20 protein-coding genes and 1 pseudogene are annotated in these 22,846 nt (G+C 65.6%); 7 read left to right on the top strand and 14 right to left on the bottom strand.

Translation table 11 applies throughout. The features are described 5' to 3' along the window. Positions 1-288 precede the first annotated feature (288 nt). Together AC5WEY_RS12600 and ilvD are read left to right on the top strand one after the other, a co-directional pair. Complete coding sequence (locus AC5WEY_RS12600) at positions 289-711, top strand: PH domain-containing protein (RefSeq protein WP_495646132.1); 423 nt, start codon at positions 289-291, stop codon at positions 709-711. 59 nt (positions 712-770) lie between these two features. Continuing rightward, on the top strand, positions 771-2,612 hold the full coding sequence (gene ilvD, locus AC5WEY_RS12595) for a dihydroxy-acid dehydratase (RefSeq protein ID WP_495646131.1): 1,842 nt from the start codon (positions 771-773) through the stop codon (positions 2,610-2,612). 69 nt (positions 2,613-2,681) lie between these two features. On the opposite strand, the gene AC5WEY_RS12590 is transcribed toward ilvD, so the two are convergent. Then, complete coding sequence (locus tag AC5WEY_RS12590; protein ID WP_495646130.1) at positions 2,682-3,683, bottom strand: DoxX family protein; 1,002 nt, start codon at positions 3,681-3,683, stop codon at positions 2,682-2,684. Positions 3,684-3,767: 84 nt separating this feature from the next. Between AC5WEY_RS12590 and AC5WEY_RS12585 the strand changes: the two genes are divergently transcribed. Continuing rightward, positions 3,768-4,916: a PQQ-dependent sugar dehydrogenase gene (locus AC5WEY_RS12585; RefSeq protein ID WP_495646129.1), complete on the top strand. Its 1,149-nt coding sequence runs from the start codon at positions 3,768-3,770 to the stop codon at positions 4,914-4,916. Between the two features lie 57 nt (positions 4,917-4,973). Here the strand turns inward: AC5WEY_RS12585 and gatB are convergent, their stop codons facing one another. From gatB to AC5WEY_RS12565, 4 genes are all read right to left on the bottom strand, one after another. Then, a complete protein-coding gene (gene gatB / locus AC5WEY_RS12580) occupies positions 4,974-6,485 on the bottom strand; it encodes an Asp-tRNA(Asn)/Glu-tRNA(Gln) amidotransferase subunit GatB (RefSeq protein ID WP_495646128.1) in 1,512 nt (503 codons plus the stop codon). A 52-nt stretch (positions 6,486-6,537) separates the two neighbouring features. Beyond that, positions 6,538-7,569 (bottom strand): ATP-dependent 6-phosphofructokinase, encoded by a 1,032-nt coding sequence (locus AC5WEY_RS12575; RefSeq protein WP_057477565.1) that lies wholly within the window; start codon positions 7,567-7,569, stop codon positions 6,538-6,540. 101 nt (positions 7,570-7,670) lie between these two features. Next, positions 7,671-8,333 (bottom strand): response regulator, encoded by a 663-nt coding sequence (locus AC5WEY_RS12570; RefSeq protein WP_082520974.1) that lies wholly within the window; start codon positions 8,331-8,333, stop codon positions 7,671-7,673. A 10-nt stretch (positions 8,334-8,343) separates the two neighbouring features. Further along, on the bottom strand, positions 8,344-9,501 hold the full coding sequence (locus AC5WEY_RS12565) for a sensor histidine kinase (protein ID WP_495646551.1): 1,158 nt from the start codon (positions 9,499-9,501) through the stop codon (positions 8,344-8,346). A 246-nt stretch (positions 9,502-9,747) separates the two neighbouring features. Between AC5WEY_RS12565 and AC5WEY_RS12560 the strand changes: the two genes are divergently transcribed. The 3 genes and pseudogenes from AC5WEY_RS12560 (at position 9,748) to AC5WEY_RS12550 (ending at position 11,788) form a co-directional block, all read left to right on the top strand. Next, a complete protein-coding gene (locus AC5WEY_RS12560) occupies positions 9,748-10,392 on the top strand; it encodes a hypothetical protein (protein WP_495646127.1) in 645 nt (214 codons plus the stop codon). After that, a pseudogene (locus AC5WEY_RS12555) lies at positions 10,389-11,027 on the top strand (alpha/beta-hydrolase N-terminal domain-containing protein); the annotation flags it as partial. The gene AC5WEY_RS12560 and the pseudogene AC5WEY_RS12555, both read left to right, overlap by 4 nt. Before the next feature lie 14 nt (positions 11,028-11,041). Then, a complete protein-coding gene (locus AC5WEY_RS12550; protein ID WP_495646126.1) occupies positions 11,042-11,788 on the top strand; it encodes an alpha/beta-hydrolase family protein in 747 nt (248 codons plus the stop codon). Positions 11,789-11,825: 37 nt separating this feature from the next. On the opposite strand, the gene AC5WEY_RS12545 is transcribed toward AC5WEY_RS12550, so the two are convergent. From AC5WEY_RS12545 to gatC, 3 genes are read right to left on the bottom strand one after another with little or no spacing between them, the layout of a single operon-like run. Next, on the bottom strand, positions 11,826-12,908 hold the full coding sequence (locus AC5WEY_RS12545; protein WP_495646125.1) for an alpha/beta hydrolase: 1,083 nt from the start codon (positions 12,906-12,908) through the stop codon (positions 11,826-11,828). Positions 12,909-12,914: 6 nt separating this feature from the next. Continuing rightward, positions 12,915-14,387 carry an Asp-tRNA(Asn)/Glu-tRNA(Gln) amidotransferase subunit GatA gene (gene gatA, locus AC5WEY_RS12540; RefSeq protein ID WP_495646124.1) on the bottom strand — a complete coding sequence of 491 codons (1,473 nt, stop codon included), beginning with the start codon at positions 14,385-14,387 and terminating at the stop codon, positions 12,915-12,917. Next, complete coding sequence (gene gatC / locus AC5WEY_RS12535) at positions 14,384-14,683, bottom strand: Asp-tRNA(Asn)/Glu-tRNA(Gln) amidotransferase subunit GatC (protein ID WP_057477765.1); 300 nt, start codon at positions 14,681-14,683, stop codon at positions 14,384-14,386. Before gatC ends, gatA begins: the two co-directional genes overlap by 4 nt. Positions 14,684-14,982: 299 nt before the next feature. Between gatC and AC5WEY_RS12530 the strand changes: the two genes are divergently transcribed. Beyond that, on the top strand, positions 14,983-15,633 hold the full coding sequence (locus AC5WEY_RS12530) for an ACT domain-containing protein (protein WP_057477560.1): 651 nt from the start codon (positions 14,983-14,985) through the stop codon (positions 15,631-15,633). A 15-nt stretch (positions 15,634-15,648) separates the two neighbouring features. Here AC5WEY_RS12530 and ligA read toward each other — a convergent pair whose 3' ends face one another. The 6 genes from ligA to AC5WEY_RS12500 form a co-directional block, all read right to left on the bottom strand. Further along, entirely contained in the window at positions 15,649-17,799 is a 2,151-nt protein-coding gene (ligA, locus tag AC5WEY_RS12525; protein ID WP_495646123.1) for an NAD-dependent DNA ligase LigA, read from the bottom strand. A gap of 55 nt (positions 17,800-17,854) precedes the next feature. Next, entirely contained in the window at positions 17,855-18,037 is a 183-nt protein-coding gene (locus AC5WEY_RS12520) for a hypothetical protein (RefSeq protein ID WP_495646122.1), read from the bottom strand. Positions 18,038-18,103: 66 nt separating this feature from the next. Then, a complete protein-coding gene (locus AC5WEY_RS12515; RefSeq protein ID WP_495646121.1) occupies positions 18,104-19,291 on the bottom strand; it encodes a GGDEF domain-containing protein in 1,188 nt (395 codons plus the stop codon). Positions 19,292-19,424: 133 nt separating this feature from the next. Further along, on the bottom strand, positions 19,425-20,444 hold the full coding sequence (locus AC5WEY_RS12510) for a methionine synthase (RefSeq protein WP_495646120.1): 1,020 nt from the start codon (positions 20,442-20,444) through the stop codon (positions 19,425-19,427). Further along, complete coding sequence (gene mnmA / locus AC5WEY_RS12505; protein ID WP_495646119.1) at positions 20,441-21,529, bottom strand: tRNA 2-thiouridine(34) synthase MnmA; 1,089 nt, start codon at positions 21,527-21,529, stop codon at positions 20,441-20,443. Before mnmA ends, AC5WEY_RS12510 begins: the two co-directional genes overlap by 4 nt. Then, positions 21,529-22,767: a cysteine desulfurase family protein gene (locus AC5WEY_RS12500; RefSeq protein WP_495646118.1), complete on the bottom strand. Its 1,239-nt coding sequence runs from the start codon at positions 22,765-22,767 to the stop codon at positions 21,529-21,531. Before AC5WEY_RS12500 ends, mnmA begins: the two co-directional genes overlap by 1 nt. Positions 22,768-22,846: the final 79 nt, after the last annotated feature.

Raw genomic sequence — 22,846 nt, 5'->3', positions numbered from 1 at the left:
AGGGTGGCGCGTCGATGCGAGTTTGAACAACCGGCTCAGGCGTTGACGCGCCGGCCGATTACGAGTATCCAATTCCGCTTCACGCGCTCGACGGTAGGCGCGCGCACAGGGAAGAGTCAAACTCGTCACGACGCAATCCCATTATGTGAGATCGCGTAGATGCAATGCGAAGATGAATGGGTGTCGTCTCCGCAGCAGTCCGAACCACCTCTGCCATCATCCCACACTGCCTCCGAGCCACCGAACGGTGCCGAGGGTCAGCAACCGTCGACCACGCAGGTCATTCGCATGCCGCGCCTTGCACTGCTCGGCGTGGGGCTGCTGCTGTTCGGCACAGCACTGCCGGCGTTCAGCTGGCCTGCGGCTCTGGGCTGGCTCCTGATCCTGCCGATCGTTGCGTTCGTGTGGGTCCTCCGAGTGCGCACCGTCGTCACTCCGGACGCGATCACGGCGCGACGGTTCGTCGGCTCCGACGTCATCGAGTGGGAATCGGTGACGGGTCTGCATTTCCCGGATCGCCGCTGGGCGCGGGTGGTCCTGACCGACAAGAGCGAGAAGTCGCTGCCGCTGGTGCGGTTCGACCTCCTCCCCCAACTCGCGGCTGCCAGCGGCGGCCGCATCACCGATCCGTACGCCGCGGCCGCTGCGGCCGAAGAGAAGGCCAGAGCGGACGCCGAGGACGACGGCGACCAGGCGTCGAAGGAGGAGTAGTAGACGGCGAGTAGCCTCTTCGATGCGAGAAACCGCTGCAACGAACGAGGACTACGCATATGCCGCCGCTACGCTCACGGGTCACCACTGTCGGACGCAATGCCGCGGGCGCACGCTCGCTGTGGCGCGCCACCGGAATGACCGATTCGGATTTCGGTAAACCCATCGTCGCCATCGCGAACTCGTACACCCAATTCGTTCCGGGCCACGTGCACCTGAAGAACGTCGGCGAGATCGTCGCCGACGCCGTTCGCGCAGCCGGCGGCGTCCCCCGTGAATTCCACACGATCGCCGTCGACGACGGCATCGCCATGGGACACGGCGGCATGCTGTACTCGCTACCCAGCCGCGAGATCATCGCCGATTCCGTCGAGTACATGGCCAACGCCCACACCGCCGACGCCCTGGTGTGCATCTCCAATTGCGACAAGATCACCCCCGGCATGCTCAACGCCGCGATGCGCCTGAACATCCCGGCGGTCTTCGTCTCCGGCGGACCGATGGAGGCGGGTAAGGCCGTCGTCGTCGGCGGCGTTGCACAGGCACCCACCGACCTGATCACCGCGATCTCCGCCAGCGCGAACGACGCTGTGTCCGAGGAAGGCCTCGACGAGGTCGAGCGCAGCGCGTGTCCAACTTGCGGATCCTGCTCGGGAATGTTCACCGCGAACTCCATGAACTGTCTCACCGAGGCTCTCGGACTCGCACTGCCCGGAAACGGATCGACACTGGCTACCCATCAGGCCCGCCGCGCCCTGTTCACGCGAGCCGGCACCACCATCGTCGACGCCGCATTGAAGTACTACCGCGACGAGGACGAGTCCGTTCTTCCGCGCAACATCGCCACGCCGGCCGCGTTTCGCAATGCCATGGCCCTCGATGTGGCGATGGGCGGATCGACCAACACGGTGCTGCACACCCTCGCTGCCGCACAGGAAGGTGAGGTCGACTTCGACCTCGAGACCATCGACGCCATCAGCCGCAAGGTCCCGTGCCTGGCGAAGGTCTCGCCCAATTCCGATTACCACATGGAAGACGTGCACCGCGCCGGCGGAATCCCGGCTCTCCTCGGCGAACTGCGCCGCGCGAACCTTCTCGAAACCGACGTCTCGACCGTGCACACGAAGAGCTTCGACGAATGGCTCGACACCTGGGACATCCGATCAGGAAAGGCGTCCGACGAAGCACTCGAGCTGTTCCATGCTGCACCCGGTGGCGTCCGGACGGTAGAGCCGTTCTCGACGGGCAATCGCTGGTCGTCTCTCGACACCGACGCCGCCGGCGGCTGCATCCGAGATCTGGAGCATGCATACACGGTCGAAGGGGGCCTGGTGGTGCTGCGCGGCAACATCGCCGTCGACGGTGCCATCCTCAAGACCGCTGGCATCGACGAGGATCTGTTCGCGTTCCAGGGCCCGGCCCTGGTCGTCGAATCGCAGGAGGAAGCCGTCTCGGCAATCCTGCAGAAGAAGATCCAACCCGGCGACGTGCTGGTCGTTCGCTACGAGGGCCCGAAGGGCGGCCCCGGCATGCAGGAAATGCTGCATCCGACGGCGTTTCTCAAGGGTGCCGGTCTCGGTAAGGTCTGCGCGCTGATCACCGACGGCCGCTTCTCCGGCGGAACCTCGGGCCTGTCCATCGGACACATCTCGCCCGAGGCCGCCGCCGGCGGAGTCATCGGGCTCGTCGAGAACGGTGACCAGGTTCGAATCGACGTCGCCACTCGCACTCTCGAAATCCTCGTCGACGACGAGACGCTCGAGACCCGCCGAGCGAAGATGCTCGCGTCCGAGCGTCCGTGGCAGCCGGTGGACCGCCGGCGCACGGTCACCACCGCCTTACGCGCATATGCAGCGTTGGCTACCTCGGCCGACAAGGGAGCCGTTCGCTACGTGCCCTGATGAACAGGAAAACCCATGTACGTGGCACCACGAGGTGCCACGTACATGGGTTCGATCGATGTCGAGAGATCAGCGAACGACGGGGTTGGCCCCGTTGAGGAAAATCCAGATGCAGACTCCGGCGGCGATGCCGACAACGAGCGCCAGCAGCGATCCGATCCGCGGCCGCGTGGCCCACCCGCGGCGACCGTCGAACGCGATCTTTCCCGGGCCCGTCAGAATGATTGCGGCCGCGGCGAAACCGAGAACCGTCTCGTACTCGACGCCGCTGCTACCGGAGAACTGCAATCCGGGCTCTGCCACCTGCTTGAAGCACCACGCATTGATGATGGTCGCCAGCACCGCCGCGCCCGCAAGGGGCGTTGCCAGACCCAGAATCAACAACGCGCCGCCGAGGGTCTCTCCGGCAGCAGCCGCGATCGCGAGAATCTCCGAGTAGCGAAAGCCCGAGCTCTCGAGCAAGTTCTGGAATCCGTCGAGTCCCGGCCCATTCCACAGGCCGACCAATTTCTGCAGGCCGTGACCGAGGAATACCGCGCCGATGGTGACGCGAAGGACGAACAGGCCGAGGTCGGTGCTGCCGCGACGTGCGGGAACCTCGACGGTCTCGGTACGGATCTCGGGCTCCGGGGCTACGGCTGCCGCCGGCGCCGCGCCTGCGGTGGTGCCGAGGTACGCGGTGGAGTCATCGGAGTACGCACTCGAGGACGAGTTGTCGGCCGACGCACCGGTGGTGGGCGAATCCGCGTAGGCCGACGGCCGGAAGGCCTGGATCTTCTCGGTCGGTTGCGCATCGGTCGACCTGGGATCGGATGAACGTGCGTCGGACGAACGCGCGTCGGACGTCGACGAGTACGGGAAGTCGAGCTCGTCGTCCGTTCGAGGCAATCGATCCGAACGCTGGGCACCGAACGCAGTGGTCGATGCGCCGGAGGTATCGGCTCGGTCCGAGGCGGATGTGCCGGACGCAGAGCGCGAGGGTGGGATCTGTTCAGTGGGGTTGTCGTACGGGCTCTCGGCCGGTTCGTACGACTGGTCCGGCCGGTTGGGGTCGCGCGGTGTGTCGGTCACCTGTCCACAGTAGAGCCGATATGCGCCGATTTCTCTCATGGCCGCGTGGCGAGTCCGCGCCGATGCTGACGTACCGTTCGAAGGATGAAGCCGGTCGGAGCGTCACCTCGAAGTGCCACTGCCGCTGTCGTCGCACTGTCCATGACGGCCGCCATGCTCGCCGGGTGCGCCCGCTTCGACGACTCGAACTCGTCGCCGTTCACCCCTGCGCCCGAGGTCGGTGCTGCCGAGCTGAAACCGACGACCCCCAGCGAGGCACCGCCGTCGTCGGATCCGAGTGCTCCGCCCCCGCCGTCGGGTCCCTGCGTCGATCCGGACCCGTCGGTGATCGCGACATGTCTGGACACCACCGGCGGCCTCGTGGCATTGCCCGACGGCCAGAGTGCGCTGGTTGCCGAGCGCCGAACCGGTCGCATCATGGAGGTCGCGGCCGGCCGCACACCGGTCGAGGTGGCCCGGATAGCCGTCGACGGCACCGGGGACGGAGGACTACTCGATCTCGCACTCTCTCCGACGTACGCCGAGGACAAGCTGCTCTATGCGCTCGTCACCACGACCTCGGACACCAGGGTGGTTCGACTCGCTCCCGGCGACGTCCCCAAGGACATCTTGACCGGAATTCCTCGCGGCGCGACGGGCAATCGTGGGTCGATCGACTTCTATACCCCGACAGAGCTGCTCGTCCTCACCGGCGACAACGGTGACCCGGCGGCAGCCCAGAACCCGGATTCTCTGTCCGGCAAGCTGTTACGCGTCACGTCGTTGTCACCGACGTCCAGTCCCCCGCGTCCGCAGATCGCACTGAGTGGAATCGGCACGGCGGGCGATGTGTGCACCGACGGCGCCGGAAACATCTACGTCACCGACCGCACCGCGATCGAAGACCGCCTGCAACGCATAGACAAACTCGGCGCGGTGTTCTCCCCGGTATGGACGTGGCCGGACCGCCCCGGCGTAGCCGGATGCGCGGCAGGCGAGGGCGGTGTGGCCGTAGCCCTCACGACGGCGAAAGCTGTTGCGGCGCTGACCACCGACGCGAACACAGGAGCCGTGTCGGCCGAACCGACACTCCTGATCCAGGACCGGTACGGGCAGTTGAACGGGGCCACGAGCTCCGCCGACGGTCAGATTCTGGTCGGAACGGTGAACAAGAACGGCGCGGAGCCCGGCCCTACCGACGACCGCGTCGTCAAGGTGCCCTTCCCAGGTGGCGGCGGCGGCGGTATCGACTGATCGAGAAACAGCTGTGGCCGAGCGCGAATTGCACTCGGCCACAGTCGATATCGACGGTCAGGACTGGCCGCAGGCCTCCAGGACGAGCTCCTTGACGCGGGCCGCGTCGGCTTGACCGCGTGTCGCCTTCATAACCGCACCCACGATGGCACCGGCAGCTTGAACCTTGCCGCTGCGGATCTTCTCCACCACACCAGGATTGGCAGCGAGCGCCTCGTCGACGGCGGCTTGGAGCTTCGTGTCGTCCTTCTCCAACACCAGGTTACGGTCGGACATCACCTGAGCCGGCTCACCCTCGCCTGCGAGGACCCCGTCCACCACCTGACGAGCACCGTTGTTGTTGAGCTTGCCGTCGGAGACCAACGCGGCCACTTCCGCCACCTGAGCCGGCGTGATCGCCAGATCTGCCAGCTCGACTCCGGTCACATTGGCTTGCTGCGAGAGGTACGACACCCACCAGGACCGCGCAGCCTGCGGCGATGCCCCCGCGTCCACCGTGGCCGCAACGAGCTCCAGCGCACCCGAATTCACCAGGTCGCGCATTTCCTCGTCGGAGACGCCCCAGTCCTTCTGGATCCGGCCGCGTCGCAGCCACGGAAGCTCGGGCAGGGTCCCGCGGAGCTGCTCGATCCAGTCCGCGTCGGGAGCGACGGGTGCCAGATCGGGCTCCGGGAAGTACCGGTAGTCCTCTGCCGTTTCCTTCTTGCGGCCCTTGGTGGTGGTGCCGTCGGATTCCTGGAAATGCCGCGTCTCCTGCGTCACCTCTCCGCCGGATTCGAGAACCGCTGCCTGACGGCGCATCTCGTACCGAACGGCAACCTCGACGCTCTTGAGCGAGTTGACGTTCTTCGTCTCGGTACGGGTGCCGAATTCGGTGGCGGTCTTCCTCATCAAAGACACGTTGGCATCACAACGCAGCGAACCCTGATCCATCCGCACGTCGGACACGTTCAGCGACTTCAGCAGATCTCGAAGTGCGGTGACGTAGGCACGCGCTACCTCGGGCGCGCGCGCTCCGGTCCCCGTGATCGTCTTCGTCACGATCTCCACCAACGGCACACCGGCGCGGTTGTAATCGAGCAGCGAATGCGACGCTCCCTCGATACGTCCGGTCGCTCCGCCGACGTGTGTCGACTTACCGGTGTCCTCTTCCATGTGTGCGCGCTCGATCTCGACGCGGAACGTACTGCCGTCGTCGAGCAGAACATCGAGGTAGCCCTCGGTGGCAATGGGCTCGTCGTACTGCGAGATCTGATAGTTCTTCGGCTGATCCGGGTAGAAGTAGTTCTTCCGAGCGAACCGTCCCCACGGAGTGATCGAGCAATTGAGCGCCAACCCGATACGGATCGCAGACTCCACGGCAGCGGCGTTGACCACCGGTAGCGCGCCGGGAAGGCTCAGACACACCGGGCACACCTGGGTGTTGGGCTCGGCACCGAACGCGGTGGGGCAACCGCAGAACATCTTGGTCTCCGTACCCAACTCCACGTGGACCTCCATGCCCAACACGGGGTCGAACGCGGCGAGCACTTCGTCGTAATCGATCAGATCGACGGTTGCAGCAGTCATGGTCCGTAGTTTATGCATTGCACACGACGCACGGTTAACCACGTGCACCGGTTCAGCCGAAGAAGGCGGCGGCGTCGTCGTATCGGGTCTGCGGTACCCGCTTGAGCTGTGTGGTCGCCTCGGCCAGGGATACCAGTCCGATCTCGGTGCCCCGCAACGAGACCATCTTGCCGAAGTCACCCGCGTGCGCCGCGTCGGTCGCATTGACGCCGAATCGCGTCGCGAGCACACGGTCGTAGGGGGTCGGGGTTCCGCCGCGCTGCACGTGGCCGAGCACCGTGGTGCGAACTTCCTTGTTGATGCGACGTTCGATCTCGACACCGAGCTGATGGGCGACTCCGGTGAATCGAACGTGGCCGAACTCGTCGATGCCACCGTCGAGTAGCTCCATCGAGCCCTCCATCGGCTTGGCTCCCTCGGCGACGACGCAGATGAAGTGTGAATCTCCACGCTGAAAACGCTTGCGCACCAAAGTGCACACTTCCTCGACGTCGAACGGCTGCTCCGGAATGAGCGTCATGTGCGAGCCCGACGCCAATCCGGCGTGCAGCGCAATCCACCCCGCGTGCCGACCCATCACCTCGACGAGCATCACCCGCTGATGGGATTCGGCGGTGCTGTGCAAACGGTCGATCGCGTCGGTGGCAATTGTCAGGGCCGTGTCGAAGCCGAACGTGACGTCGGTGCAATCGATGTCGTTGTCGATGGTCTTGGGCACCCCGACCACCGGCACTCCCTCTTCGGACAACCACGCGGCAGCGGTCAGGGTTCCTTCTCCACCGATCGGAATCAACACGTCGATGCCGTTGTCTTCGAGGGTCTGCTTGACCCGATCGAGTCCGGCCCGCAACACATCCGGGTTGGTGCGCGCGGTGCCGAGCATCGTGCCACCTTTGGTGAGCAACCGGTCGTTGCGGTCGTCGTTGCGCAATTGCACGCGGCGATCTTCGAGAAGGCCGCGCCACCCGTCCTGGAAGCCGACGACCGTGGAGCCGTACCGCGCGTCAGCGGTACGAACCACTGCGCGGATCACCGCATTGAGCCCTGGGCAATCGCCGCCTCCGGTCAGAACTCCGATGCGCATCGATTTTCGCCTCTCTGCTTACGGGCCCGTGAAGTGGACCCGATGACGGTCGTCAGCCTAATGGGACGTGGTGTGCTGCGCGCGTCGGTACCGTCCGCCGCTCACTTCGGCGTCACGACGCCCGTCTCGTAGGCCAGCACCACGGCCTGCGCGCGATCGCGTAGCCCGAGCTTGCCCAGGACCTTGCCCACATGGGTTTTGACGGTCTGTTCGGCCAGGAACAGCGAGCCCGCGATCTCGGAATTGGACATGCCGGTGGCAATGAGTTCGAGCACCTCGCGTTCGCGCGGAGTGAGATCGCTAAGACGCGGTGACGGACGACGGCGCGCCCCGCGGCGCGCGGTGACGTCCGCGATGAGCCGTCTGGTCACCGACGGTGCCAGCAGGGCCTCGCCTGCGGCAACGACGCGCACACCTCGAATCAATTCCTCGGCCGGCGCATCCTTGAGCAGAAAGCCGCTCGCGCCGAGCGCCAGCGCCTCGTAGACATAGTCGTCGATGTCGAATGTGGTGAGCATCAGGATTCGTACCGGCGACGGCAAGGAGGCAGAGAGGATTGCCCGCGCGGCATCGAGACCGTTCATCTCCGGCATCCGCACGTCCATCAACACCACGTCGGGCAACAGGCGAGTCACCTCGCTGACCGCCGTCCTGCCGTTGTCCGCGTCCCCGATCACCGAGATGTCGGCCTGCGCGCCGAGAAGGGCGCCGAACCCCTGCCGCACCATCGCTTGGTCGTCGGCGATGAAGACCGTTGTCACCACGTTCGTCAGCCTAGGCCAGATCGTCCGTGGCCAACCGTGCCGTCGAAGTCGGCAGCCCGTGGGGCACATGCACCGCGACCTCGAATCCGCCGTCCGGTAGTGCGGCAGCGTGCAGCCACCCGTGTGCCGCCCGTGCTCGATCTCGCATGCCCGCTATCCCGTGCCCGCCGGTATCCGCCCCCGCGACAAGTCCGACACCGATGTCCGGCGACGGCGCGTTGACCACGGTCATGACAACGCTGCTCCGTGTGACCGTGACGTCGACGGCCACCGCAGCCTCGGGGGCATGGCGCGCAGCATTGGACAACGACTCCTGCAGAATTCTGTAGAGAGCCAACCCTGTTGTCTCGGAGATGGATTCGACCGGTCCGGTGATGTTCCAGCGCACGTCCATTCCGGCCTTACGGCTCGCGCGGAGCGTGCGTTCGAGATCGCTTGCATTCGGTGCCGGTGCGTCCTGCCACTGCTGTACCTCACTGCGGAGTACCCCGAGCATGCCCCGGATCTCGTTGAGTGCTTCGCGCGCCGTGGCACCGATCGATGCGAATTCCGACGCGGCAGCCTCGGATACGTCGTCGAGTCGGTACGGCGCACTCTGTGCCTGCACGACCACCATGGACATGTGATGTGCGACGACGTCGTGCAAATCGCGAGCGATCTTCGCCTTCTCCTCGAGAACCGTGCGCCTGGTGCGCTCGAGTTCGCTGACCTCCTCCTGCTGGGCAAGTTGCTTGCGGGAGAGGACAAGCCAGCGGATCAAGAGACCGAAGACGACGACCGCCGTCAGACCGACGGACCAACCGACTCCGTCCGAGCCCGGCATGTACGCGAAGAAGAGCAGCATGCTGGCCGACCACGCCAGCAGTAGCACCGCCGGCGGCGACCGCAGCGCCACGGCGAACAACAGCACCAACAAGACGAGAATGTGCACGACCTGCCACGGATAGTCGTAACCGGGAGCTCGGTCGAACGCCAAGGGAACGACCAGAGCCGACAGCGCCGACACCGCCCACCCCAACGCGGGATTGACTCGAATCAGCACGAACGGAAAGGCTGCGAGTGCACCGACGATGGGCATCAACGGCCCCGAGACCTGATGGGTGACCGGCAGTGTCGGCCATGCGATCGAATACAGCACCGCGCCGACGACAACGATCAGCGCGTCCACCGAACGGACACCGGCAATCCGAGTCGGTACCCGAGGCCTCGCCGCTTCGGGCTTCGAAATTCCTGATCTGTTCTTGCGCACGGACCGAGCCTAGGCAGTACGGGCCGACGAAGGCGTCATACCTGAGTATCAGTTCCGCGCACACCTGCGGTATCGAACCGGCCGCACACCGAGACCGACCGTGGCTCCCGAACGAGACCTCGGTGCGATGCTCGTCGGGCATCTCGCTTCGTAGCGTCGAAAGCCATGAACAGGAACACTTCTCGCATCGCGATACGCGTCGCCGCGACCGCCACGGTGATGGCGACCACCGGTGCCGCGACGCCCCCGCCGTCGGCACCCGACACAACTTCGACCGTCGCCGTAGCGGTGCACGCGCTCGTCGCCGAGTCGGCAGACGCCGCGACCCGAGCGATCCCCGCCGACTTCGCATCGGTGATGGGCTACCGACCGAGGGTGCTCGACGCCATGGCCGGCAATCCCCACGGGGACTGTTCTTCGCCCGTACCGCTGCCTCCGGAATTCGAATCCTCCTGCCAAGCACACGATCTGGGATACGACCTCCTTCGGTATGCCGCCTCGACAGGCAAGACCGTGGATCCGGGCTGGCGTCGCGCAATCGACAGGCAGCTGGCGAGCCGTCTGCATGCATCCTGCATCCACCGAACCGATGATGGATCCCGACGGGCCTGCGACGCCGCCGCAACGGTGGCCGCGGCCGCCGTGGACATGAACTCGTGGCGGCAGTCGTTCGGCGCACCGGTGGCCGAACCCGCACTGCCGATCGCGCTGGGCGGCGCAGCGCTTGTCCTGATGGCACTCTCGGTTCTCCTGACGAGCCGATACCTGCGTACACGAGCATCCGTACCGGGGTTCGGCGAACTCGCATGATCGCCTCGATCACCAGATACTCCGGGCAACTCGGCTCTTCGGGAACGTCTGTTGCTACGCCACTCTCGACGGGCATCCGGCTACCACGAATCGAGACCTCGAGTGCACTCACAGCTGCGGTCTCGATGTCGTCGGCTCCTGCTCTACTCCCCCGCCCAGCCGCCACCCAAGCATTGCTGATCGGCGTATCGATGGCGATCGCGCTCGCCCTCGTCTGGGCGTGCGGGCGCGCTCTCGGCACGCGCCGACCCGCTCGAGTCGGCGCGCGGGCGTGGACAGCGGGGATCGGAACACTGATCTCGATGGGTGCGGTGTACTCGAATATTCTGTGGCAGAACCAGTTACGAGCCGCGATGGGCACCCGGACAGTGGACTGGCACTACGCCGTCGACGTCGTCGGTGGAGCAGCATGCGTCGCTCTCAGCCTGTGGGGAACAGGTCTTGCCACTCGGAGAATGTGCACTGCACTCGGCGGTGTGCGATCGACCGTTCTGATCGCGGTCGTCGGCATGCTGTTCTACCTTGTCGCCGCGCCCGCGCTCTGGTCGGCCATGTCCAAATCTTTCTCGGCATCGAACTCGGCGTTGGACGATTCGGTCACCGCACCGAATACGACGACGAGATCAGGTGGCCCCGACTCGCTCGTTCCGTGGGGCACGCTGGGTCGAGAGGGCAGAAAGTTCGTCTCCGGCGGCATCGCTGCCGACACCGTGCGCACCTACGTCGGCCTCGACTCGGCACCCACGCTCGATCGACGCGCAGCGTTGGCCGTCGCAGACATGGAACGCGCGGCGCTTTCGATCGCAGCGTGGTGGTCGTCGCGATACCGACCGGATCGGGATGGGTGGACGAGAATGCGGTCACGGGTGCCGAAGCCCGATTCGGCGGGGACGTCGCGACCGTGGCAGTGCAGTACTCCGACAAGCCGAGCTGGGCGACGTTCTTGTTCGCCGAGAACGAGGCGCGCAGCTCGGCCGAGGCCGTGACACGCGCGGTCGCTGCCCGGGCGGCCACCCAATCGACACCGCCGCAGATCGTCGTGTACGGCCAAAGCCTGGGGGCGGTGGCGGGCAGCGACACCTACTTGTCCCTTCGCCGGACGGATCCGGTCATCTGCGGAGCCGTGTGGGCGGGCCCACCTGCTGGAGCCGTGAACACCGACGGCGCAACGGTGCTCGCCAACTCGTCGGACCCCGTCGTCCGATGGTCTGCAGATCTGCTGTGGTCGGCACCCGATCCAACGGCAACCCATCACGATGCGCCGACGCCGATGTGGCTACCGATCGTCAGCTTCGTCCAGACGTCCGTCGATCTCGCAGCGGCTCTCGACGTGGACGCCGGCCACGGCCACCGATACGGAATCGACCAGGGCACCAGCATGCAGCGGTGCCGGTGACGGCCGGCCTCATGTCACGGTGTCGGTGACTTCGGAGTCAGTCGAGCAGCCCCCATCGTTGTCCGAGCCAGTCCATCTCCTGCTCCAGGGCCGGAGCCCATACCTGCATCGAGTGTCCGCCGGGCAGCTCGCTGTAATGAGCGTCGAGACCGGCAGCCACGGCTGCCTCGAAGGCCCTCTCGGTCTGCGGTCTGAATTCTTCGTCGTCGGAACCTGCGACGAAGGCACCGGCAGAATCAGGAAAGCTGTTGTGGGACAGTATGTTCAGTGGCGTCGCTCGTTCGAATCGAGCCTCGTTCTCCGGGGTGTCCGCTCCGAATGCTGCGGCAACCGATTCGTTTCTCGTGCCGCGGCGTTGCTCGTCCTCACCGGAGATATCCAGAAACGTCGGATACACCGACGGTGCAGTCACTGCTAGCTGCAGGGCGCAGGTTCCTCCGTAGGAGTATCCACCGACCGCCCATTCTCGTGGATCCGAGGACACCCGGAAATTCGACCGAACCCAGTGCGGCACATCGACGGAAAGGTAGGTCGCCGCATTTCCGAGGTTCGAATCCATACACATCGGATTGGCCTCGGTGTCACCGAGACCATCGGCGACGACGACGATGGGGGCAGCGCCCTCGTGACGGGCCGCGAAAGCGTCCATCGTCTGCACCAAGCGGCCACCCTCGATCCAGTCGACGACGTGACCGGGTTGGCCGGTGAGCAGCACCAGCACCGGCAGGTCGTCTGCACCTGCGTCGTACGAGGCCGGAAGGTAGATCTTCGCGGGCCGCGCATCGAAGTGCGACACCGTGCCGGGCACCTCGAGATCGACCAGTCTGGCGTGGCCCTCGACCGGGACGACAGGTTGACGCCCCAGTGCGAGCGCCACCGTGGGGTACCGGGTGACGGTCAGATTGGTGAGTACGGCCGCTGCAACCAATACCGCTGCCAGCATGCCGAGGGCGCTCAGTGATCCGAACACCGGCCCCAGCCGTGAGCCGCGCCGAACCCGTACGACGACGGCACACATCGTGGCCAGTGACAGTACCGCCGCCACAGTCAATGCGACTGTCGGCACCGCACCGGACAGCAGAGGTAGATGAGCCAGGTCTGCAGCCCACCGATGCAGCACCGCGAATTACCTCAGATCGCCGCGAGCGGCCTCGTAGGCGGCACCGACGCGATAGAGCCGCTCGTCCGCGAACGCTGGAGCCATGATCTGAAGTCCGACGGGCAGACCGTCTTCGGACGCGAGACCCGACGGCACCGACATTGCGCAGTGACCCGCGAGGTTCGTCGGCAGCGTGCACAGGTCGTTGAGGTACATCGCCATCGGATCGTCCACCTTCTCGCCCAACGGGAATGCCGTTGTCGGGGTTGTCGGCGAGACCAGCACGTCGACCTTCTCGTAGGCGGCATCGAAGTCGCGTGCGATGAGCGTGCGCACCTTCAGAGCCGAACCGTAGTAAGCGTCGTAGTACCCGGCCGAGAGCGCGTACGTCCCGATCATGATGCGGCGCTTGACTTCCGGACCGAAACCTTCGGCGCGCGTGATGGCCATGACCTGCTCGGCGCTGTGCTTGCCGTCGTCACCGGCCCGCAAGCCGTATCGCATACCGTCGAATCGAGCCAGGTTGGACGACACCTCGGACGGCAGAATCAAGTAGTACGCGGCCAACGCGTGAACGAAATTGGGGCACGAGACCTCGACGACCTCGGCACCGAGTTCGGTGAGCGTGGTCACCGCGGCATCGAAGGACGAGATCACACCGGGCTGGTAGCTGTCGGAATGCAATTCCTTGACGACCCCGACGCGTACGCCCGACAGGTCGCCGCGAGCGCCCTCCCGGGCAGCTGCAACCACGGGCCGCACTGCCGTATCGACGGACGTGGAGTCCCGCGGATCGTATCCGGCGATGACCTCGTGCAGCAGCGCGGTGTCGAGCACCGTACGCCCGCACGGACCACCCTGGTCGAGAGAGGATGCGCAGGCGATCAGACCGTAGCGCGAGACGCTGCCGTAGGTCGGCTTGGTTCCGACGGTGCCGGTCAGTGCGGCCGGCTGGCGGATCGATCCGCCGGTGTCGGTGCCGATGGCCAACGGTGCCTGGAACGACGCGAGCGCCGCCGCGCTGCCACCCCCCGATCCGCCGGGGATCCTGGTCGTGTCCCACGGGTTCTTGGTCGGCCCGTACGCGGAGTTCTCGGTCGACGAGCCCATCGCGAACTCGTCCATGTTGGTCTTGCCCAGCACCGGGATACCCGCTGCGCGCAGCTTCGAGGTCAGCGTCGCGTCGTACGGCGAAATCCAGCCGTCGAGAATCTTCGAGCCGGCCGTGGTGGGCATGTCGGTCGTGGTGAACACGTCCTTGAGTGCCAGTGGGACCCCCGCCAGCGCGGACGCGGGCGCACGACCAGCAGACAGTCCTGCGTCGACGTCGGTCGCCGCGGAAAGTGCCTCGGCCGATGCCACGTGCAGGAACGCGTGCAGGTCTGCGTCGACCTCCGAAATCCGGTCGAGATGTGCCTGGGTCACCTCGACTGCACTGATCTCGCGCGCGTGGATGCGGCCGGCGAGCTCGGACGCGTCCAGCTTCGTCAGGTCGGTCATTCGCTCTCTCCCAGAATCTGCGGCACCGCGAACCGGCTCTCTTCCGCATTCGGTGCGCCGGCGAGCGACTGTTCCGGCGTCAGCCCGGGAACGATCGTGTCGGGACGCGTCACGTTGACGATCTCGCTGGGGTTGGCCGTCGGCGGAACATCGTCCGTAGCCACCTCCGCCACGGCTTTGACGTGATGAAGAATCGAATCCAGCTGACCGGCGAACTCGTCGAGTTCGGCGTCGCTGAGAGCCAAGCGCGACAGCCGGGCGAGGTGAGCGACCTCGTCGCGGGAGATGTCAGGCACCGCGTGGACCCCTTTCACACTGTAGGAGTGGAGCCGGACGAAACGACCCCATGGTTGTGCAGAGCGAACCGAACGGGTCCGCGAACGCAGTCCAGCCTAGTGCGGCACGTCGCGCAGGCTGCACGCACTCCTCGTCGGCGCTCCGGGTGTCAGAATTGTCACTGCCCGCGTTGCGGGACGTGCCGCACAGGTCGAAGATGCAAGGATTGCTCGCGCCGGGGTGCACAAGTTCCCTCCACCCGTCAGCAACGATGACGCTGGGTGGCCGCAGTACGCCAGAAGTCGAAAGGGAGCGTGACATGTCCTACCTGCTCCGCGTTCAACTACCGGACCGGCCGGGCAGTCTCGGATCGTTGGCCGTCGCGCTGGGTTCGGTCGGCGCAGACATTCTCTCCCTCGACGTCATCGAACGCGGTGACGGATACGCGGTGGACGATCTGGTGGTCGAGGTCGCGCCCGGTTCGCTTCCCGACACGCTGATCACCGCCGCCGAAAACCTCGACGATGTCCGCGTCGATTCCATCCGGCCGTACACCGGAGTCCTCGACACCCACCGAGAGCTCGAATTGATCGATCGCGTCGCCGCTGCATCGGACGACCGATTGCAGGTCTTGGTCGACGGTGCCCCACGGGTTCTGCGGGTCGGGTGGAGCACTGTGGTGGCCACCAACGCGCACGGCCCCTTCCGCCTGGTGGGTAGCTCCGGAGCACCCGAGACCCACGCCGCCGAGCTGCCGTGGTTCCCCCTGGCGGCCCCCGCTGCGCTGGACGCAGATGCAGACTGGGTTCCGCAGGTGTGGCGCGACATGGACACCCAGATCGCCGTTGCTCCGCTGGGAAACACGGGCACCGTCCTCATGCTGGGAAGGCCGGGTGGCCCGGAGTTTCGACCGTCGGAGGTGGCCCGGCTCGGTTACCTCGCGGGCATCGTGGCCACCGTGCTGAACTGACGCTGCCGCTTCGGGTCAGTCGTCCGATGTAGATTCGGTGTGCGCTGGTGCCACCGCCTGGGGCCCTTCGGTCAACAACCGAGTGAATCCCGCCTCGCCCAGTACCGGTACACCGAGTTCGATCGCCTTGTCGTGCTTGGAACCCGGGGACTCGCCGACGACGACGAACGCAGTCTTCTTCGACACCGAGCCCGCCGCCTTCCCGCCTCGGAGCAGGATCGCCTCTTTTGCCTCGTCACGTGAATACGAGGTCAGCGAGCCGGTGACGACGATCGACAGCCCTTCGAGATTTCGCTCTATGGAGGCATCGCGCTCGTCTTCCATCCGCACACCGGCGGCCCGCCATTTGTCGACGATGGCTCGATGCCAGTCGACGTCGAACCATTCCGACACAGCGGCTGCGATGGTGCCGCCCACTCCATCGACCGCAGACAGTTCCTCGACCGATGCCGCCTCGATGCGTTCGAGACTGCCGAACTCTCCGGCCAATGCACGGGCAGCCGACGGCCCCACGTGCCGGATGGACAGGCTGACCAGGACGCGCCAGAGTGGCTGGTTCTTCGCTACGGCCAAGTTGTCGAGCAGCTTGCGACCGGTGGCCGAGAGCGCCCCCGATTTGGTACGGAAGATCGCCGTCTTCATCAGGTCCGTTTCGGTGAGCGAGAACAGATCGCCCTCGTCCTCGATCGCACCGGTGGTCAACAGGTCCGATGCCGCCTCGTACCCCAGTCCTTCGATATCGAATCGCTGCCGCTCGGCCACGAAGAACACCCGCTCGCGCCGTTGCGCCGGGCAGAACTGCGAGTTGGGGCACCGGAGGTCTGCGTCCCCCTCCTTGGCCGGGGCCAGTGGCGTCGAGCACTCCGGGCATTCGGTGGGCATGACGAACTCGGTCTCGTCACCGGTCCTGGCGTCGACGACAGGTCCGAGCACCTCCGGAATGACCTCGCCGGCCTTGCGAATGGTCACCGTGTCGCCGATCAACACGCCCTTACGCTTGACCTCGGAGGCGTTGTGCAGAGTTGCCAACGACACCGTCGAACCGGCGACGAGAACCGGAGTCATGTACGCGAACGGGGTCACTCGGCCCGTCCTGCCCACGCTGACCCGAATGTCGAGCAGAGTCGTGGTGACCTCCTCGGGTGGGTACTTGTAGGCGATCGCCCACCTCGGTGCCCTGGAGGTAGTTCCCAGACGCCGATGCAGCGACATCTCGTCGATCTTGACCACCAGACCGTCGATCTCGTGTTCGACGTCGTGGCGGTGCTGGTCCCAGTAGACAACCTTCTCGAGGACCTCCTCGATCCCCCGCACCCGGGTGGTGTGCGTGGAGATCGGCAAGCCCCACGCTTCGAGTGCCTGGTAGGCGTGCCACTGCGAATCCGGGGTGAAGCCCACCATGCGCCCGAACCCGTGGCAGATCATTCCCAGCCGCCGCTTGGAGGTCACGGCAGGGTTCTTCTGTCGCAGCGACCCTGCGGCGGAGTTTCGCGGATTGGCGAACGGGGGCTTGCCCTCCTCCACGAGGGAGGCGTTGAGAGCCTGGAAATCCTCGAGGCGGAAGAAGACCTCCCCACGCACTTCGAGCACCTCCGGCACCGGGTACTCCGCACTGCCCGTCAAGGTGTCCGGGATGTCGTCGATGGTGCGTGCGTTGAGGGTCACGTCCTCGCCGGTGCGTCCGTCGCCGCGGGTGGCACCACGAACGAGAGTTCCGTTCTCGTAGACCAGATTCAGTGCGACGCCGTCGATCTTGACCTCGCACAGGTAGTGCAGGTCCGGCCCCGCTTCGGTCTCGACTCGTTTTGCCCAGGCACGGAGCTCGTCGTGGTCGAACACGTTGTCCAGGCTCAGCATTCGTTCCAGGTGGTCCACGGCGGTGAATTCCGTCGCGAAGCCGCCTCCGACGAGTTGGGTCGGCGAGTCCGCGGTCCGTAGATCCGGGTGTGCCTCTTCCAGGTCGTTGAGCTCACGCAGCAGAGCATCGAATTCGCCGTCGGACACGATGGGCGAATCCCGAACGTAGTAGCGGAATTGGTGGCCGCGCACTTCCTCGGCCAGCGTCTGCCATCGCTCGCGATCGGCAGAGGATGCGGCATCGAGTTCTACACCGACTGTCCCTGCGCTGTCGTCGGTTCCTGCGGGTAATTCGGTCGGCTCGGGCACGTCTCGAAGATTATCCGACCCCACCGACAGTGACCCAGCGGCCGACACCCTGCGATCAGCGACCCATCAGTCCCAGCAACAGCGTCGCGGCCACGAGCGCCACCGCGCAGATACCGGCAGTCAGTGCGAAACCTGTCACGAAGGAGTCGGAGTAGATGCCGCCGAGCACGGAAGCCATCACAGACAGCAGCACTCCGGCAGGCAGTCCGCGTCGTTGAGCATCCGATAGTCGATCCATCCGACGATCATCGCAGAGGCCTCGGGCGAGCACGCCGGCGCACCGAGCCACGGGCACAGTGCGAACTCAGATCTCGTCGATCACCAGACTGTTGCCGCCGGACTGCTTGGATCGGTACATCGCGGCGTCCGCAGTACGCGCCGCTCTCCCGACCACCGATGTTCCCACGTCCCACAAAGCCGAGTCGTCGCGCAGCAATGCCATTCCGACACTGACGGTGACGGGGATGTCGTCACGGGCGTCGCACAGCACCCGAACGATGTCGAAGCCGAGATCGACCATTGCCCGCGCGTCACCGGCCAGCGCGACGAGAAATTCTTCGCCACCGGTTCGGGCGAGCACTCCACCCTGGTGCCGAACCAAGCGGCGCAGTCGGTCGGCGACTCGAACGATCACGTCGTCGCCGCGGCTGTGCCCGAATCGGTCGTTGACGGATTTGAACTTGTCGATGTCGACGACCAGGAATGCCATCGACAGTTCTCGCTTCTGGGCCTGCTGCCACAGATCCAACAGTTCGCTGTCGATGCCTCGACGGTTGTACACCCCGGTCAGTGGATCGAGGACGGAACGCTTGGCATCGTTGGACAGCGTGGTCCACGCAACCTGAGCGAACACCGGCACGCCTACGGTTGCCAGGAGCAACACCACCGTGGCGGTCGCGACAGCGGGCCCGTCGATGTAGCCCATACCGTCGTGCATCACCGTCACGAAGGTGCGAATGCCGAATCCGACGATGAACGTTGCGGTCCACACCAGGTGCGCCACCAGCAGGCGCGGACTCAGGAAATAGGTGCACAGTGCGCCCGTGATGGCGAACAGCACTGTTCCGATGAGTGAGGCGATGGGGTCGTACAGAATCAACACCGAGGTCGTGAGGATGTCGCCGAAGGCGAGAAAGCCGATGAACCACTTCTTTCCCGGGATCGGCCCGAGCACACACCGAGCGGCGACGGCGACCTGGATCGCGAGCACCAGCGCGACCCAGCCGATCGCAGTCGTTCCGCGCGGCCCCAGGTCACTGAAGAGCATCAGGATCGACGTCAGCGCGTACATCATCGTTGCCGTGCCGAAAACTGCGCGAATGATTCCGGTCAGCGGGCGGGTGGATCTGTGGTTCAGAATCCACTCGAAATCGTGCGGCGCTCGGTACCAGTCGGAGGTCGCGGCTGCGAGTTTGGCCAGCACACCTCGGCGGTGCCTGCCGGAACGTCGGATGGAGGCGACCTCATCGAAGTCGCGACCGCCTGATGCCATGTTCCGAACTCCCACCGATTCGATAGACCCCCGACGGCCCTGTGAATAGTGTCACACCTGTTCGACGTCCCAATACTCGTGGGGCTCGAGGCCATGGAGTCTGTGCACGGTCACCCGAAGCGACTGTGTTATCTCACAACGAATCGGGAGAGTCGGCGAATGCCGCGGCCACGTCGCGGGCGAGTCCTGTTGCGCGACGGGCCCACTCCGGCGTGCTGCCGGCCAGACCGCAACTGGGCGTCACCGAGATCTGGGAGGCGAGCACCGAACGATCGAACCCGAGGCGATCGATCAAGGTCACGCCCGGCTCCGCCAGTTCCCGCCAACCCCTGGGCCGCTCGGGGTCTTGCGCTGGAATCAAGCCGAGCATCAGCGTCTTTCCTGTTTGAAGCAACTCGCCGATCCCGTCGAAGTCGGTGCGGCGCAGTCCGGCCGCATCCACGGCGACCGCAGCGGCTCGTGAACGGCGAAGCAGATCGAAGGGGACGTCGGAATCGCAGCAGTGCACCACAACTGGGAGTGCAACGGTCTCCATGAGGACGTCGAGCAGTTCGAGTGCGTCCGGTTCGGGGACCGGACGCACTGTATCGAGCCCGGTGATTCCCGTCAGGCTCCCGGCCAGAACGGCTGCGAGGCTGGGTTCGTCGAGCTGAACCACGACGTCGACGCCGAGCCGACGCGCCACTTCCGCGCAGTGCAGCCGCAGTCCCTCACCGAGGGCTTCGGTGAAGTGCCGGACGGCACCGCGGTCGGTCAACGCCCGATGCCCGTGCCGAAGTTCGACCTGAGCTGCCATCGTGAACGGTCCCGCGGCCTGGACCTTGATCGTGCGGCCGCTGCCCCGAAGCCCCGAGACCTCCCACAGTTCCTCGAGCACATCGAGGTCCTCGGCCAGAAAATCGTTTGCCCGACGACCGGCAAGCATCGGACGCGGTACGACTCGGTATCCGGACGTACGTACGTCGAGTTCCACGTCGACCATGATGGCTCCGGTGCGCCCTATCGTGTCGGCACCGAGTCCGCGTGCGGGCAGTTCGACGATGTGCGGTAACTCGTCGAACTCACCGAGAACGATGGCGGCAGCTTCACGAATGTCGGTGCCCGGCCAGGAACCGATGCCGGTGGCGAGCCCTGCGAAAGTGCTCTCGGTCACTCGCGCTCGGATCGCGTGCCCGAGATGGTCGAGCTACCGATGACAATGTCTCCGTGAATGTCCTTGCGGTACAACACCGCTGCCTGCCCCTTGGCCACTCCGGTGAGTGGAGCACGCAACTGGATCTCCACCCCGTCGCCCACCGCCTCGGCGACGGCCTCGGTCAGCCCGCCGTGCGCGCGAACCTGGACGATGCACTCGATAGGACCGGTCGGTGCAACGCCTTCGGTCCACACCGCTCGGTCTCCGCTGATGGCCCAGACATCGAGCTTCTGAGCGGAACCGACCATGACGGTACCGCTGTCGGGCTCGATCGAAGTGACATAGCGCGGACGGCCGTCGGCGGCAGGCCCTTCGACTCCGAGCCCTTTGCGTTGTCCGATGGTGAAACCGTGCACACCGTCGTGGTCGGCCAATTCGACTCCGGTGTCGGAGTCGACGACCTTGCCCGGGCGCACTCCGATGTGCGCGCCGAGGAAGGAGCGGGTGTCCCCCGAGGGGATGAAGCAGATGTCATGGCTGTCCGGCTTGTCCGCGACGGCCAGCCCGCGCTCGGCTGCCTCCTCGCGAATCTCGGACTTCGGAGTGTCGCCGATAGGGAACATCGCACGCGAAAGTTGGCCCTGGTTCAGCACGGCCAAGACGTAGGACTGGTCCTTGTCCGCGTCCACGGCTCGGCGTAGCACTCCGTCGTGTAGCTGGGCATAATGTCCGGTGGCCACGGCGTCGAAGCCCAGCGCAAGAGCGCGGTCTGCCAGCGCGGAGAACTTGATCTTCTCGTTGCACCGGAGGCACGGGTTGGGAGTTTCGCCCGCTGCATACGATGCCACGAAGTCGTCGATGACGTCTTCTTTGAAGCGATCGGCGAAGTCCCAGACGTAGAAGGGTATTCCGAGCACGTCGGCGGCCCGACGAGCGTCACCGGCGTCCTCTTTCGAGCAGCAGCCGCGCGAACCGGTGCGAAGCGCACCGGGAGCGGTAGACAGTGCCAGGTGCACGCCGACGACATCGTGGCCTTCGTCCACGGCACGAGCCGCGGCCACCGCCGAGTCGACTCCCCCGCTCATAGCAGCCAGAACACGCATCAGCGATTTCCTCCTCGAGCTCCGACGCCGGCCAATCCGGCGGCACGAGCACGTTCGACGACCTGCGGCAGGGCCGCAAGCACGGTGGTGATGTCTGTATCGGACGATCCGGCCCCAAGGGAGAACCGCAGCGATCCACGAGCGACGCCGGGATCGAGGCCGAGCGCGATCAGCACATGACTGGCACTGGCCACGCCCGCAGTACACGCGGAGCCCGTCGAGCATTCTATTCCCGCTGCGTCGAGCAGCATCAACAGCGAATCGCCCTCACAGCCGGGAAATGTGAAATGGACGTTTCCCGCCAGCCGGTCGTCACCCTCGGGACCATTGAGGATGACGTCCGGAACGATGTCTCGAATTCCTGCGATCAGCCGATCACGCAATGCACTCAGCTCGGCACGGTGACGAGACGCATTCTGTGTGGTCGACCTCAGCGCAGCTGCCATCGCGACGACGCCCGCGGTGTCCGGAGTGCCAGAACGTACGTCTCGCTCGTGGCCACCGCCGTGGAACAAGGGAACGCACGCAACCTGACGACCCAGCAGCAGAGCGCCGACGCCCTGGGGTCCGCCGAACTTGTGTGCGGCGATGCTCAGCGCAGACAGGCCGCTGTCCGCGAAACTGACGGGCAGATGCGGCACGGCCTGAATCGCGTCGCTGTGCATCGGGACGCCGTACTCGGCAGCGACGCCGGCCAACTCGGTGATCGGCATGATGGTACCGATTTCGTTGTTGGCCCACATCACGGTCACGAGGGCGGTCTCGTCTGCGTGCAGGGCGAGTTCGGCGCGCAGTACGTCCGGAGTCACTCGGCCGTCGGCATCCACCGGGAGCCACGTGACACTCGCACCCTCGTGCGCAACGAGCCACTCCACCGCGTCGAGCACCGCGTGATGTTCGACGGAGCTGGCGATGATTCTTGTCAGCGCGGCGTCGGAGTCTCGACGAGCTGCGAAGATTCCCTTGACGGCGAGGTTGTCACTTTCGGTGCCCCCGGAGGTGAAGATCACTTCGGACGGGCGTGCGCCGAGGTCTGCGGCTATCGATTCGCGGGACTCCTCCACTCGCCGGCGGGCCGATCGGCCGGACGTGTGCAGAGACGACGCATTGCCGACCGTGGTGAACACAGAGTTCATCGCCTCGATCGCGCTCGGCAACATCGGGGTCGTTGCTGCGTGATCGAGGTACACCGGTGGCCGAGACGGGACGGTAGCAGTCGTACTGCGCACAGAAGGCATAACAGGCTAGACGATACCCGCTGCCCGGAGTGCGGACCTACCTGCGCGAGGCGGGTCCGCACTCACGTCGGTCGACGCC

The sequence above is a fragment of the Rhodococcoides sp. S146-33 genome (assembly GCF_059489205.1).
This window is presented reverse-complemented; position numbering and strand designations above follow the sequence as displayed.